This is a genomic window from Leeuwenhoekiella sp. H156, from assembly GCF_052218455.1.
Lineage (GTDB): Bacteria > Bacteroidota > Bacteroidia > Flavobacteriales > Flavobacteriaceae > Leeuwenhoekiella > Leeuwenhoekiella parthenopeia.
In genome coordinates this window covers 3,742,251-3,755,452 of sequence record NZ_CP197499.1, presented here as the reverse complement: position 1 = coordinate 3,755,452, position 13,202 = coordinate 3,742,251, and the positions used below count along the sequence as shown (strand labels likewise).

Annotated in this window: 13 protein-coding genes, 1 other RNA gene and 1 pseudogene; 6 read left to right on the top strand and 9 right to left on the bottom strand. The window is 40.5% G+C overall.

Features of this window, described 5'->3' with window-relative positions:
* Positions 1-4: 4 nt before the first annotated feature.
* A complete protein-coding gene (locus ACSSS3_RS15900; RefSeq protein WP_442845450.1) occupies positions 5-574 on the bottom strand; it encodes a DUF4126 domain-containing protein in 570 nt (189 codons plus the stop codon).
* Positions 575-577: 3 nt separating this feature from the next.
* A complete protein-coding gene (locus ACSSS3_RS15895; RefSeq protein ID WP_228230412.1) occupies positions 578-2,011 on the bottom strand; it encodes an ATP-dependent DNA helicase in 1,434 nt (477 codons plus the stop codon).
* Between the two features lie 117 nt (positions 2,012-2,128).
* Here ACSSS3_RS15895 and ACSSS3_RS15890 point away from each other — a divergent pair, with 117 nt between their 5' ends.
* The 4 genes from ACSSS3_RS15890 to ACSSS3_RS15875 are packed head-to-tail and all read left to right on the top strand — an operon-like array spanning position 2,129 to position 4,510.
* Positions 2,129-2,782, top strand: a complete 654-nt coding sequence (locus ACSSS3_RS15890) for a hypothetical protein (RefSeq protein ID WP_228230411.1) — start codon at positions 2,129-2,131, stop codon at positions 2,780-2,782.
* On the top strand, positions 2,775-3,566 hold the full coding sequence (locus ACSSS3_RS15885; protein WP_442845449.1) for a DUF3822 family protein: 792 nt from the start codon (positions 2,775-2,777) through the stop codon (positions 3,564-3,566). The genes ACSSS3_RS15890 and ACSSS3_RS15885 overlap by 8 nt, the downstream gene beginning before the upstream one ends.
* A 3-nt stretch (positions 3,567-3,569) precedes the next feature.
* Positions 3,570-4,106, top strand: a complete 537-nt coding sequence (gene rsmD / locus ACSSS3_RS15880; RefSeq protein ID WP_442845448.1) for a 16S rRNA (guanine(966)-N(2))-methyltransferase RsmD — start codon at positions 3,570-3,572, stop codon at positions 4,104-4,106.
* Between the two features lie 26 nt (positions 4,107-4,132).
* Positions 4,133-4,510, top strand: a complete 378-nt coding sequence (locus ACSSS3_RS15875) for a hypothetical protein (protein ID WP_442845447.1) — start codon at positions 4,133-4,135, stop codon at positions 4,508-4,510.
* Here the strand turns inward: ACSSS3_RS15875 and rnpB are convergent.
* Positions 4,511-4,831, bottom strand: an RNA gene (rnpB, locus tag ACSSS3_RS15870) — RNase P RNA component class A.
* Positions 4,832-5,002: 171 nt separating this feature from the next.
* Between rnpB and ACSSS3_RS15865 the strand changes: the two are divergent.
* Together ACSSS3_RS15865 and ACSSS3_RS15860 are read left to right on the top strand one after the other, a co-directional pair.
* Positions 5,003-6,753, top strand: a pseudogene (locus ACSSS3_RS15865) (DNA polymerase III subunit gamma/tau).
* Positions 6,753-7,334, top strand: a complete 582-nt coding sequence (locus ACSSS3_RS15860; RefSeq protein WP_442845446.1) for a tRNA-(ms[2]io[6]A)-hydroxylase — start codon at positions 6,753-6,755, stop codon at positions 7,332-7,334. Before ACSSS3_RS15865 ends, ACSSS3_RS15860 begins: the two are co-directional and overlap by 1 nt.
* A 23-nt stretch (positions 7,335-7,357) precedes the next feature.
* Here ACSSS3_RS15860 and ACSSS3_RS15855 read toward each other — a convergent pair whose 3' ends face one another.
* The 6 genes from ACSSS3_RS15855 to ACSSS3_RS15830 all read right to left on the bottom strand — a co-directional run bounded on the left by ACSSS3_RS15855 (position 7,358) and on the right by ACSSS3_RS15830 (position 13,159).
* Positions 7,358-7,900: a porin family protein gene (locus tag ACSSS3_RS15855; protein WP_442845445.1), complete on the bottom strand. Its 543-nt coding sequence runs from the start codon at positions 7,898-7,900 to the stop codon at positions 7,358-7,360.
* Between the two features lie 72 nt (positions 7,901-7,972).
* Positions 7,973-8,872, bottom strand: a complete 900-nt coding sequence (locus ACSSS3_RS15850) for a Ppx/GppA phosphatase family protein (protein WP_442845444.1) — start codon at positions 8,870-8,872, stop codon at positions 7,973-7,975.
* Between the two features lie 3 nt (positions 8,873-8,875).
* Positions 8,876-10,942, bottom strand: coding sequence for a polyphosphate kinase 1 (gene ppk1 / locus ACSSS3_RS15845; RefSeq protein ID WP_442845443.1), 2,067 nt, complete (start codon positions 10,940-10,942; stop codon positions 8,876-8,878).
* A 17-nt stretch (positions 10,943-10,959) separates the two neighbouring features.
* A complete protein-coding gene (locus tag ACSSS3_RS15840) occupies positions 10,960-11,445 on the bottom strand; it encodes a SixA phosphatase family protein (protein WP_442845442.1) in 486 nt (161 codons plus the stop codon).
* 11 nt (positions 11,446-11,456) lie between these two features.
* A complete protein-coding gene (gene pdxH / locus ACSSS3_RS15835; RefSeq protein ID WP_442845441.1) occupies positions 11,457-12,101 on the bottom strand; it encodes a pyridoxamine 5'-phosphate oxidase in 645 nt (214 codons plus the stop codon).
* Positions 12,102-12,244: 143 nt separating this feature from the next.
* Entirely contained in the window at positions 12,245-13,159 is a 915-nt protein-coding gene (locus tag ACSSS3_RS15830) for a ribonuclease Z (protein ID WP_442845440.1), read from the bottom strand.
* Positions 13,160-13,202 lie beyond the last annotated feature (43 nt).

Below are 13,202 nucleotides of genomic sequence, written 5' to 3'. Positions count from 1 at the left end.
AAATCTAAAGCTTTGTGTCTGAATTTCTTTTTCGCTTTCTAAAAAAGCGCCCCAAACGGTAAATTATGTAAATCACCAGAATGAGCGCAAGAATAGGAAATATAAGGGCCAGTATAGATAAAAAAGTAGAAAAAACAGCTTCTAGTGTAGCAAATACGGGATTTGCAAACCCCATTGTTGTTGTGGTTGATGCCGCTCTTGCAGTAGCTGTAGAACCGGCGATAAGCCCCGCTGTGCCACCTCCTCCAATAATGGCAAGAGCCCATGAAACCCAGGGATCAAAATTTCCCAAAGTGACAAAAAATAAAATGGTTCCGGCGACTGTTGCCAAAGGTACTGCAATGGTATCTAGCGCATTGTCAAACCAGGGAATGTAATAAGCCAGGAGTTCAAGTACTGTAGCTAAACCCAAAAGTATTAAAGTTTGCCATCCCCCCAGCCAAAGCCAGTTTTCGTTTAAATCAACCCAGCCTAAATAAGCTGCGACACTCAAAGCCAGCAGGGGTAAAAATATTCGGAAACCCGCAGCCGCAGCTAAACCTATTCCCAGACAAACACTAAGTAGTACATCCATAAATCAGAGGTCTAAAAACATTTCATCTTTAAAACCTATAAGATACAGTTTTTTCTGAGCACGGGTAACGGCAGTATAAAGCCAGCGCAGGTAATCTTTGTTCATCCCGTCTCGCAAGTAGGGCTGTTCGATCATAATGGTATCCCACTGCCCACCCTGTGATTTATGGCAGGTTATGGCGTAAGAAAATTTAACCTGCAAGGCATTGAAGTATTTATTGTTTTTTACTTTCATAAACTTCTTATACTTGGAGGTTTCGTCCTCATAATCTTTCATCACTTCCTGATAGAGCCTGTTTGAGTCTTCATAAGGCAATGATGGGGTTTCTGAAGTAAGCGTATCAAGGAGCAATACGGTTTCAAAGGCAGGTAAATTGGGATAATCGGTCATTTTTACGGTGACTTCCGCAAAGCGAAAACCATACAATTCTTTGATACTGTAAATTTCGAGGATTTCGATAATATCACCATTTGCAATAAAACCCGCATCACTTTTGGTATCAAGCCAAAAATAATTGTTTTTGACCACCATAAAATAATCGCCGGCACTCACCTCTTCTTCTTTAAACAAAATACGAGACCGAATCTGCTGGTTGTACAAATTTGCCCGCTTGTTTGACCGCACTATGATTGCGGTACCTTCATTACCGTACTCGCGATAAGAGTCACTAAGGGCATCTAAAATTTCGTGTCCGTCAATAAGACGCACAACATCGCTTTGACCACTTAAGTCAAACCTGAAATCTTCATATAGTGCATCATTCATAAACTCCCGTATGCGTGTGGCATTTTTTAAAATCCCGCTGGTTTCTGCCTGCCGCATAACTTCATCAAGCTCTATCGTCTGAATGGTTTTATTATACTGAAGTCCAAGACTTTTGGTGTCGAGAGCCGGGCTAAGTTCCATTTTAACCGGTGGTAGCTGGGCTTCATCTCCTATCAGCAAAAGTTTGCAGTTATGACCACTATATACATAAAGCATAAGATCATCTAGCAATGAGCCGTTTTCAAAAAGCTTTGACTCAGAAGCATTGTCTGATATCATGGATGCCTCATCAACGATAAATAAAGTATCGCGATGCTTGTTGCGCTGCAAAGTGAATGAAACACCCCCTCCCCGTTCTTTTTTTGGATAATAAATCTTACGGTGTATGGTCTGTGCAGGTTTATCACTGTAGCTGGAGATCACTTTTGCAGCACGTCCCGTAGGTGCCATTTGTACCGAAGACATTTTAATTTTCCACAGATTTTTCACCAAAGTACCTATGAGTGTGGTTTTTCCGGTACCCGCATATCCCTTAAGTACAAATAGATTATCTTTTTTAGCATCAAACAAAAAACTACTCAGTTGCATTAGCAAAAGGTTCTGTTTTTCGGTAGGCTGAAAGGGAAAATCCTGAAGTAAAAGCTTATAAAATACGTGCTCGTCTAGCTTCATGTCTGGTTATCTTGAGGGTAAAGATACTAAGGAAATTTAGGGGGATATCCTTTAACGATTAAAAAAAAATTGTAGATTTGCTTATAACCTTAATTAAAATCAAAAACCACACATCGAATGAAAATAGTATTTCAGTTAGTACTTTGGGTAATTATCGGGGTATTAGGATATTTACTTTTTAACTCTGTTTATGGCGAAGTAAAGTTTAACGATCTTAAAGTCGTTCGCTACCAAAAAGCAGTAAATAAGCTTAAAGATATTCAGAAATCTCAATTAGCCTACAGACAGCTAACCGGTAAATTCGCCAAAGATTTCAATCAATTAATTGAATTTATTGATACTGCAGAATTTGTTCTAACTGAACGCCGCGACACCTTGGTATTAGATGAAGAACTAACCAGAAGATACCGAGTAGACACAAACAAAGAAATCACCATTATCGATACTTTAGGTTTCCGCTCTGTAAAAGATTCACTTTTTCAAGGTACAGATCGTTACAAGACCATGATGAATGTTCCCGGTCCTGTTGCTGATGCAAAATTTGAAATGGATGCAGGTACTATTCTTAAGAGTGATGTGCCAATCCCTGTTTTTGAAGCTAAAGTTTCAAAAGATATTCTTCTTGCAGATCAGCCAAAAGATTATGTAGCTAAAGAGAAGCAGGTTGTTTCTGTAGAAGGTGTAAATGGTGCCTATCTTACTGTAGGTTCAATGACCGAAGTTAAAACAGCCGGTAACTGGCCTAAGAGTTACGGGGATGCGGATGAATAAAAACATTCAAGATCCTGAAAATCACATACTATCCATCCAAGTTAGCTTGGATGGATTTTCTTTTTATGTCAAAAGTGATTCAGACTCCACGTGTATTGAATCAGACTCGTTTCAATTTGACCATATACAGGCTCCCGAGCAGGCTTTGATCAAAATCAAAGAAATTTTCGCAGCGCTACCATTGCTCAACAACACATTTAAAGAGGTTGTGGTGATTTACGACAACGAGCTTTTTACTCTGGTACCCGAAAGCCTTTTTGATCAAAACAACCTTGCCGACTATCTAAAATTCAATACCAAAATTTTAAAGACCGACTTTACAGTCTTTGATGAACTGGATGATTTTAAACTCATAAATGTTTACATCCCGTTTTCTAACATCAATAATTTCTTTTTTGATCATTTTGGCACTTTCACCTTTTTTCATAGCCAAACGGTATTTTTGAGCTCCATTTTAAGCAGCGAAGACCAAAACGACGGGGTAAAACAAGTTCATGTGCATATATCTGAAACTTCAATTGCTGTAATCGCGCACAAAAATGATCAACTCCTTCTCAATAATAGGTTTAACTATGAGAATGCAGCAGATTGTGTGTATTATATTCTATATTGTTATGAGCAATTACAGTTAGATCCCGAAGTAAACCCAATAGTCCTGCACGGAATAGTCAGCGAGAACGATGCGATCTATAACCTGATTTATGATTACATCAGAAACGTGCGCATAGAGCAAGCTAACACCCAATCTACTGCGCTTAAAAACACCTACCTGCAATACACCTAAACTATGAGAATCATTAGTGGAATTCACAAAGGAAGACGTCTTATCGCACCAAAAAAACTACCGGTAAGACCTACAACAGATATGGCCAAAGAATCGCTTTTTAATATTCTCAGAAACCGTTATCAGTTGAGTAGCCTTAAAGTACTCGACCTTTTTGCGGGTACAGGCAATATCAGTTATGAATTTGCCTCCAGAGGAGCAGAAGCCATTACAGCTGTAGATGCACATTCCGGCTGTGTAAAATATATAAATGAGACTGCATCAACTTTAGAAATGCCCATAGAAACACTAAAGTCTGATGTATATGATTTTTTAGGTCGTGAGACAGCAGCCTACGATCTTATTTTTGCAGATCCTCCTTATGATTTTGAGGACACTCAATTTATAAAAATTGTAGAATTGGTTTTTGACCGTAATTTGCTGAAGGCTGAAGGTTCCTTAATTTTAGAACACAGTAAACACACTGATCTACAGAATATTCGTAACTTTAAAGAACTCCGTAAGTATGGAGGTAGTGCATTTAGCTTCTTTCAACACTAAATCCCGTTTTTTAAGTCTTACTATTTATGAATACCGAAGCAAAGAAATACGATTTAAGTTTTTGTATACTCAGTTTCTTTGATAAGTATGTCATTTCTGAAGTTAAGGAAGGAAGCTATGTAACTCGGGAACTTTTTATGGAAGCTCTCGTTCTAATAGAAGAACACTACGGTTCAAACCAAAAATTTGTTTACATCTCAAATCGTAAGACAGACTACAATGTTAATCCCATAGACTATTTAAACTGCATCAGCAATGACAATATGGTTGCGGTGGCGTTGGTAACTGAGACTGAAGCAAAATTGAAAACTGCACAGTTTGAGAAGAACTTTATGACCAAAAATGTTCAGATTTTTGCAACGCTGAAGGAAGCTATCGACTGGGCCGAAAAAACAGTAGCATAAATAAAAAGCAGACCTGTAAGCCGGATTCTGTTCTTACCGAAGTAATACCTTATCATTTATCTGGACTTTTGATTGCTCAAAAGCTCTATCTGTCTACCCTCCGGCATCGCACGGGACGCACTTAATTGCCGGTTTACATGACATTGCACCGCATAGAGTTTACCTGATTTCACTACAGCATTACCTGTACATCCTTTCTGTTGCACTGGTCCTTGACTTAAACTAAGCCCGACGGCCGTTAGCCGCTATGCCTCCCTGTGGTGTCCGGACTTTCCTCCTTAGAGCTGTTTACAGATCTAAAGCGATAAGGCGGTCTGCTTGCGGTAAAAGTACGCTTTCTATAGAATACCCTGCTGCTTATCGCTGTAGTTTTAAATTGAATTGTTGATAAGACGTTCGCAAAAATACCGTGTACCTATGCATTTTGGTATTGGTATCTTTATCTTTGCTTACAGACCTGAACACAGGTCTTCATTCTCTAAAAAAGTATTTGTGGAACAATTTATCGTATCAGCCCGAAAATACAGACCTGCGACGTTTAAAGACGTGGTAGGACAACAGGCTATTACAAATACGCTGGAGAATGCCATAAAAAATAATCACCTCGCTCAGGCATTGCTTTTTACAGGTCCGCGAGGAGTAGGCAAGACCACCTGCGCACGTATTTTAGCTAAAAAAATAAATCAGGAAGCTGATGAGGAGGTTGACGAGCACGAAGACTATGCCTTCAATATTTTTGAGCTCGATGCTGCTTCAAACAACTCGGTTGATGATATACGTAACCTTATAGACCAGGTACGTATCGCTCCTCAGGTAGGTAACTACAAGGTTTATATTATAGATGAGGTTCATATGCTGTCATCGGCAGCTTTTAATGCCTTCTTAAAAACGCTGGAAGAACCTCCGAAACACGCCATTTTTATTCTGGCAACTACCGAAAAACACAAGATAATTCCAACGATTTTATCGCGTTGTCAAATATTTGATTTCAAACGAATAACCGTTAAAGATATTCGGGAGCATCTTGTGGATATCGCAAAACAGGAAGGTATCACCGCCGAAGAAGAAGCCTTACACATTATTGCTCAAAAAGCAGACGGGGCTTTGCGAGATGCGCTATCAACCTTTGACCGTGTTGTGAGTTTTTGCGGAGATAATCTTACACGAGCAGCAGTTACCGAAAATCTCAATGTTCTGGATTATGACACCTATTTTGAGATTACCGATTTATTGGTAGAAAATAATATCCCGCAGCTGCTTTTAAACTTTAATGAAATTTTATCCCGCGGCTTTGATGGGCATCATTTCATAGCCGGCCTGGCTTCTCACTTCAGGGATCTGATGGTTTGTAAAAATCCTGCTACAATTGCCTTGCTTGAGGTAGGTCAAGGAACTCAAAAAAAGTACAAAGAACAAGCCGAAAAAACCAGTTCAGGCTTTCTTATGCAGGCACTCGATAAAGCAAATGACTGCGACTTAAAATATCGAACCAGCCGCAATCCCCGCCTTCTGGTTGAATTATGTTTGATGCAAATGGCCTCTATCACTTTTGATGGAGAAAAAAAAAAGCCTCTGATTTCATAATTCCTGCGAGTTATTTTAAGAACGCCGTTCCGGTGCGTCCGGCAAACACACAGAAGGCCGAAGCCGCAACCATACCTCAAAAACAAGCTCAAGAACCGGTAGCTGCTTCAGCACCAATAGAAGAAAAGGTCGTAAGCAGTGCTGAACAAACGCAGCCAACTGAACCCGTTAATACGGCTTCTGCACCCATTTTAGCAAAGAAACCCGTATCGGGCCTTTCGCTTAAAGGTTTAAAACGCAAGAAAGAAATACTTGAGAAGCAAACGGCTGAAGAAGTTGATATAAGTAAATTGCCCAGGGAACCTTTTACCGAAATTGCCATGCAGGCAGCCTGGAAAGACTATGTAGCCCGCTTGCAAAAGAAAGGCGAAAAAATACTCGCCTCCAATCTGGAAACAGACACTCCAACACTTGAAGGAACCACCATTCATCTGGAATTTCCAAATGAGACGATGAAAATTGAACTGGAACGGGCACAAGGTGGTTTACTTGAGTTTTTAAAAAGAAGACTTCGCAATTATGATATCGTTATTGAAATAACGGTCAATGAAACTGCAGAACGCAAATATGCCTACACCACCCGCGAAAAATATGAGAAGCTGAAAGGTAAAAACCCCGACCTTGAATTGTTACGTAAAACTTTTGATCTAGATATCTGATGTTAGGACTAAAACTACCCACAGACCCCAGATGGGTCAATATTGTCGAAATGAATATCGATGATATTCTCACAGACCACGCTTTTTGCGAGCAAAAGGCAGCCTCTACCGCTATTTCACTTATCGTTTCGTTTCCCGAATATACAGAGCTTGTGCAGGAAATGATCGCTTTGGTAAAAGAAGAAATAAGCCACTTTAAATTGGTGCACGATAAGATTATAGCTCGTGGCAACACTTTGGGTTATGATCGTAAAGATTTATATGTAAATAAGTTGCTTCAGTTTTTTCCCAAAGGCGGAAGCAGAACAACCCAACTGGTACATCGTTTATTGTATGCTGCCCTGATCGAAGCCCGCAGCTGCGAACGTTTCAGACTTTTATCTAAAGAACTGGAAGATCCTGAGCTGCGTACGTTTTATCATAATTTAATGGTAAGCGAAGCCAATCACTACACCATGTTTTTAAAATTTGCGCGTAAATACGGTGACGAAGAAGAAGTCAACACAAAGTGGAACGACTTACTCTCTTATGAAGCCGAGATTATGAAAGATCTTGGTAAGGATCAAACCATACACGGGTAAATCTCATAAAACAAATTCTGTTCTTACAGACGGTAAGCAGCCATAATTGCAAAGTAGCTGTTCTTTCCTTCAGCAGGCCCGTTAACCACATCCATAAAGCCCATACTGTAACGCGCTTCAAGTGATAAGCCATCCATTATTTGGTAACCAATACCTCCCAGTCCTGAAATGTCATAATTTTTATATTCTTCATTGTTGAATGAATTCCAGATTCCCAATCCAACCTGTGGACCTACCTGAAAATAAACTTTTCCTGCGTTAAAGCTAAGCAGTAATGGCAATTGTAAATAATCTAGCTCTGCGCGCTCTGCATACACACTACCTGGTAAGGAGTTTGGCTTGATTCCCTGACCCGAATACAAAAGTTCAGGCTGAAATTTAAGCGACTCACTTAATGGTATTTGAGCAAAGAAACCTGCAGCAAAACCATACCTTCCGGAGGCGTTATCAAAATCATCACCTTGTAAGGTAGAAAAATTAATTCCCGCTTTCACCCCGTATCTTACGCTCTGTGCAAACGAACCTACGGCAAAAAGGAGTGCAATCCCAAGTAAAAGTCTTTTCATAATTAAAGTTTTAAGTTTATTGAAATTCAATAAGTTGGGCGAAACAATATTAGTATAATTTTTAGTTTCTTACTAAACAACCTGTCTTTTATCGTTGTAGAGCGATTTTATAATGCCATCTGACAATCCTATCTTTGGAACGTGAATATTTTTGGCCCTGCTCCATTTCATAGCCGACAGGTAAATCCTTGTAGCCGGGACGATTACGTCAGCCCGGTCGAGATTTAGCCCCAACTCGATTACACGCTCTTCGTAGGTGTACGATTGTAGGAATTCATAGAAGCTTACCATATAAAAGTACGTAAGCGGCTTGCCCTCTTTCTTACCGCTTAACTTAAAGATTTTATTGATGTTTCCACCAGAGCCTATGAGGTCAATTTTAGTATGTCCTTTGGTCACTTCCTTGATCCAGTTCTCCACCTCTTCCCAAATGGTATGACCTACAAGACCTTCTAAAATACGCACAGTTCCAAGTTTAAAGGAGCGCGAAGCCGTTACCTCTCCTCCGCTGTACAGCGTAAATTCGGTACTTCCTCCTCCTACATCCACATAGAGATACGACCGGTCTGAGGTTATCAGCGATTGCAGGTCAGTATTGGCTATGATAGCTGCCTCATCGTTACCGTTAATGATGTTGATGGTTACACCGGTTTTCTTTTTAATGATTTTGACTACTTCATCTCCATTTTCAGCTTCCCGCATTGCGCTGGTAGCACAGGCTCTGTATTCACTTACACGGTGTGATCGCATCAAAAGCTTAAAAGCTTCCATAGTGTCTATCATTCTCGTGATGTTTTCTTCGGAAATACGTTTTTCTTTAAAAACATCAGCTCCCAGACGTATGGGCACCCGTACCAAAGAGTTTTTACGAAAGACAGGTTCATTGCCTTCAGATTCTATAACATTTGCCACCAGCAGGCGAATTGCGTTTGAACCAATGTCAATGGCGCCGTATTTTTTTAATTGGAGCATGTACTAATTAAGTTTATTTAGGTAGTAATCATAAGTAGCAAACTGTGACCGAAGCGGTACTTCATCATTCTTACGGTAGGCATTATCCTGAGCTGCGGTTATTTGTCTTGCCTTCACATTATCATTCCAGCAAATGGTGTAGGTCTCAATAATTTCCTGTTTAATATCCTCATCATAAATGGGGCATGTTACTTCTACACGGTTATCGAGGTTACGCGTCATCCAGTCTGAAGATGAAATAAACACCTTCTCATCACCTTCTTCTCCAAAAATCATCACGCGTGGATGTTCCAAAAATTTATCAACGATACTGATGAGCTCTATATTTTCGCTCATCCCCTTTACGCCGGGAATCAAACAACAAACGCCACGCACGATAAGATCGATCTTTACACCCGCCTGACTGGCAGCGTACAAACGATCTATGATTGCATAATTAGACATGCTGTTAAGCTTCAGCCTAATATAACCTTTGCCGCCACTTTTAACCTTTCTAATCTCATTATCAATTAGTTTATAAAAGCTATTACGAGCGTAATGCGGAGAGATAATAAGATGTTGATAGGTATTTACGATATAATTGGTATCGAAGAAATTGAAGAGTTTAGACAGGTCTTTAAGTATTTGCTTATTGGCTGTAAACAAGGTATAATCTGTATAAATACGCGCGGTCATCCCATTAAAGTTTCCGGTACTGATGAAGCCGTAGCGCTTAAGTCGGCCTCCCTCAAGACGCTCAATCACACAAACCTTACTGTGAACTTTGAGTCCGGGAACCCCAAAAATGAGTTTCACACCTTCATCCTGCATTTGTTTCGCGTAGCGCATATTGGACTCCTCGTCAAACCGCGCACGCAATTCTATTTGTACCGTTACTTCTTTTCCGTTCTTGGCTGCATTGATAAGTGCACTGGCTACATGGCTCAGTTTTGCCAAACGGTAAATGGTTATTTTAATGGTTTTTACCTTGGGGTCAAGCGCAGCTTCCCGAAGAAATTTAATAACGTAGGCAAAGGTATGATAGGGCGTGTACTGCAAAAAGTCCTTTTCTGCAACCCGTTTAAACATGCTGTCGTTAAGACTGATTCCGTTTATGAGCAGCGGTTTTTGTTTGGCATAAAGCAAATCGGTTCTGCCCAGACTGGGAAAATCCATATAATCCTTGCGGTTGTGATAGCGTCCCCCGGGAATGATACTGTCTGACTGTTCGATTCCCAGTTTGGTCAACAAAAACTGAAGGGTTGCATCGTCTATGGTCTGGTCGTAAACAAAGCGTACCGGCTCTGCATCTTCCCTGCCTTTTACACTTTTTGAAAGTTTCTCGATAAAACTTTTACCCAAATCAGACTCTAAATCGAGCTCCGCATCACGCGTGATTTTAATCATATGAGCCGAAATGTCATCGTACTCAAATATGCTGAAAACCGAATCCAGATTATACCGAATTAAATCATCAAGCAGCATAATATAATCTGTACCATCTACCTGTGGAAGCACCACAAAACGGTCTAATTCACTGGGTATTTCTACCAGAGCATAGATGGGTTTTCGCATACCCTTTTTACGCATTTTGATGGTAAGATAGGCTTCAAGATCCTGAATACGCGGTAACTCCAGATCGTCGCGAAGCACAATCGTCACCAGAGCAGGGCTTACTTTTTCGGTAAAAAAGTTTTTGATGTACTCGGAGTGTTCGGGAAAATGCACTTCGTTTTCTTTAATAACATAGATGCCTTCATCCTTCAGTCGCTGGTGGATATCATCCAGTATATTAAGGCTTTCTTCCTGCTGTTTAATAACTATTTTAGTGATTTTCTCCAGCAACTCATCTGCCGCATAAACGCCCAGGGCTCTTCGCCCCTTTTTTCCGGCTTCAACAATGCGTTTTACGGTTGCATATCGTACTTTAAAAAACTCATCCAGATTATTAGAGAAAATCCCTACAAAACGTAAGCGCTCAATGAGCGGTACAGTCTCGTCTGCAGCTTCTTGTAAAACACGGGCATTAAACTGTAGCCAGCTGATTTCACGGTTGATATATCGGGATTCATCTGCTTCAAGACTTGACATATTGATTCGGTTATCCATTATTTAAGTTGCTTGGGTTTGACATACAAAATGGTTTTACCATTACTTATATCAGACCAGCTTTTTGCTTTGAATTGAATTGCGGTAAAGGCGGCGGTTGAAACGTTTTCGATTTCCAGATTCCCATATCGGTTTACCCAGTAGGTTAAGGCATTATTATGACCAAAAACCATCAAACGATCTACACTATCATCACAGGATTTAATCACTTTGTCCAGCTTTGTACCTCCAAAATCATACAAACGGTTATCTAACTTCAGCTCTTCTTCGGGAATACCCAGTTCCTTTAAATACAACATAGCCGTTGTTTTTGCACGTACCGCATCACTGCTTAGAACGAGCTGAGGAAGCTCAATCCGTTCCCGTATATAAGCTCCCATAAGCGGAGCATCGTGCAATCCTCTGTCATTTAAAGGACGTTGATGATCCTCAAGTTCATATTCCCACGATGATTTGGCATGACGTACCAGATAGATGGTTTTCATAATTAGTCAATTTAAGGAGCCAGGCGATTGCAGTCCCAATCTGAGTCCCGGCGCGTGTACAGTAACCGGTCGTGAAGGCGGTTTGGCCTACCCTGCCAAAATTCAAAAGACTGGGGAGCTACCCGATACCCACCCCAATGTGGAGGCCTGGGTATCTCCTGATTTTTAAACTCTTCTTCATATTTTTCCTGACGCTCCTCCAGAAAGGTCCTATTGGGTATTATTGCACTCTGAGGAGAAACCCAGGCGCCCAGCTGGCTGCCTTTTGGTCTGCTATGAAAATACTGTGTTGACGTCTCTTCATTAACACGTGTGGCAGTACCTTTTATTATAACCTGACGCTCCAGATTGGGCCAGAAAAAAGACAAACAAATGTTAGGATTTGCGGCTAGTGCCCTGCCCTTTTCACTGTCGTAATTGGTGTAAAAAATAAAGCCGTCCTTGTCATAACTCTTCAGGAGTACCACCCGGTTCTTAGGAAAGCCATCGAGACCAATTGTGGAAATGGTCATAGCATTGACCTCATCAACGCCCTCCCGCTGCTCTACTTCTTCAAACCACTTTTTAAATTGATCAAACGGATTTGATTCGCTCTGTTCGCGCGTTAACTCGCTATATTCATACGATTTTCTATAGTCGCTTAAATCTTCGGCCATATCAGGATTTTCCAGCAATTTACATGAATGCACTAAAGTTATAAAGCAGAACGGAATCTTTTACGTGAAAATTACAAGTATTCCTAAAAGTGATTAAAAAACTAATCAAAAATGCACCTGTAAAGTATAAAAGCAAAGAATTTTTAGTCTTCGTCAAAATCAAAAACCTTCCCGTCATCTGCCGTAAGCACGTTATCAAATACCGTTTTAGCCTCATTGGCAAACAAGGTTAAATCAGGATAGCGGGTACTGTAATGACCTAAAATAAGATATTGAGCTCCGGCATCGCGGGCCATTTTTCCGGCTTCAATAGCTGTAGAATGACCGGTAGGCAAAGCCAGTTTGGCGTGAGCTTCCAGAAAAGTTGACTCGTGATACAGCACGGTTACCCCTTGTAGTTGAGGCAGATTATCTGGCTTATAAATCGTGTCGCTGCAAAAAGCGTAGCTGCGTGGCGGTTTGGGATCAAAAGTAAGTTCTTCATTAGGTATAACCGTTCCGTCTTCGAGGGTCATATCCATTCCGCGTTTGAGCTTTTTGTAATACACCACATCTATTTTACGCTTCAAGACGGCACTCATATTCAATTTACGTTCTCCCGGCTTTTCTTTAAACAGAAATCCATTAGCATAGATTCGGTGTTTTAAAGGAATGGTTTCTACCGAAACTTTCTCGTCCTCAAACAACAATTGAGGCTCCTTGCTATCGAGTTCGTGAAAATAAAGTGGATAATTGGTCCAGGAATTGGCCAACTTTAACTGAAGCGTTATAGCTTCTTTGATGCCTTTTGGGCCGTAAACATGCAATTCGTTTTCACGATTCAACAGTCTGAAAGTACTGATCAGGCCCACTAAACCAAAGAAATGGTCGCCGTGCAAGTGGGAAATAAAAATATGTTTGATTTTAGAAAACTTCACCTTATTTCGACGCAGTTCTACCTGAGTGCCCTCACCACAATCAATCAAAAAAAGATGATTGCGTATTTGCAGGACCTGAGAAGTAGGATTAGTAAACGTACGTGGAGTGGCTGCATAGCAACCTAGAATGGTAAGCTTCATTTAAAATTAGCACTTGTTTTTAGGTAAGTTAAGGCATCACGAG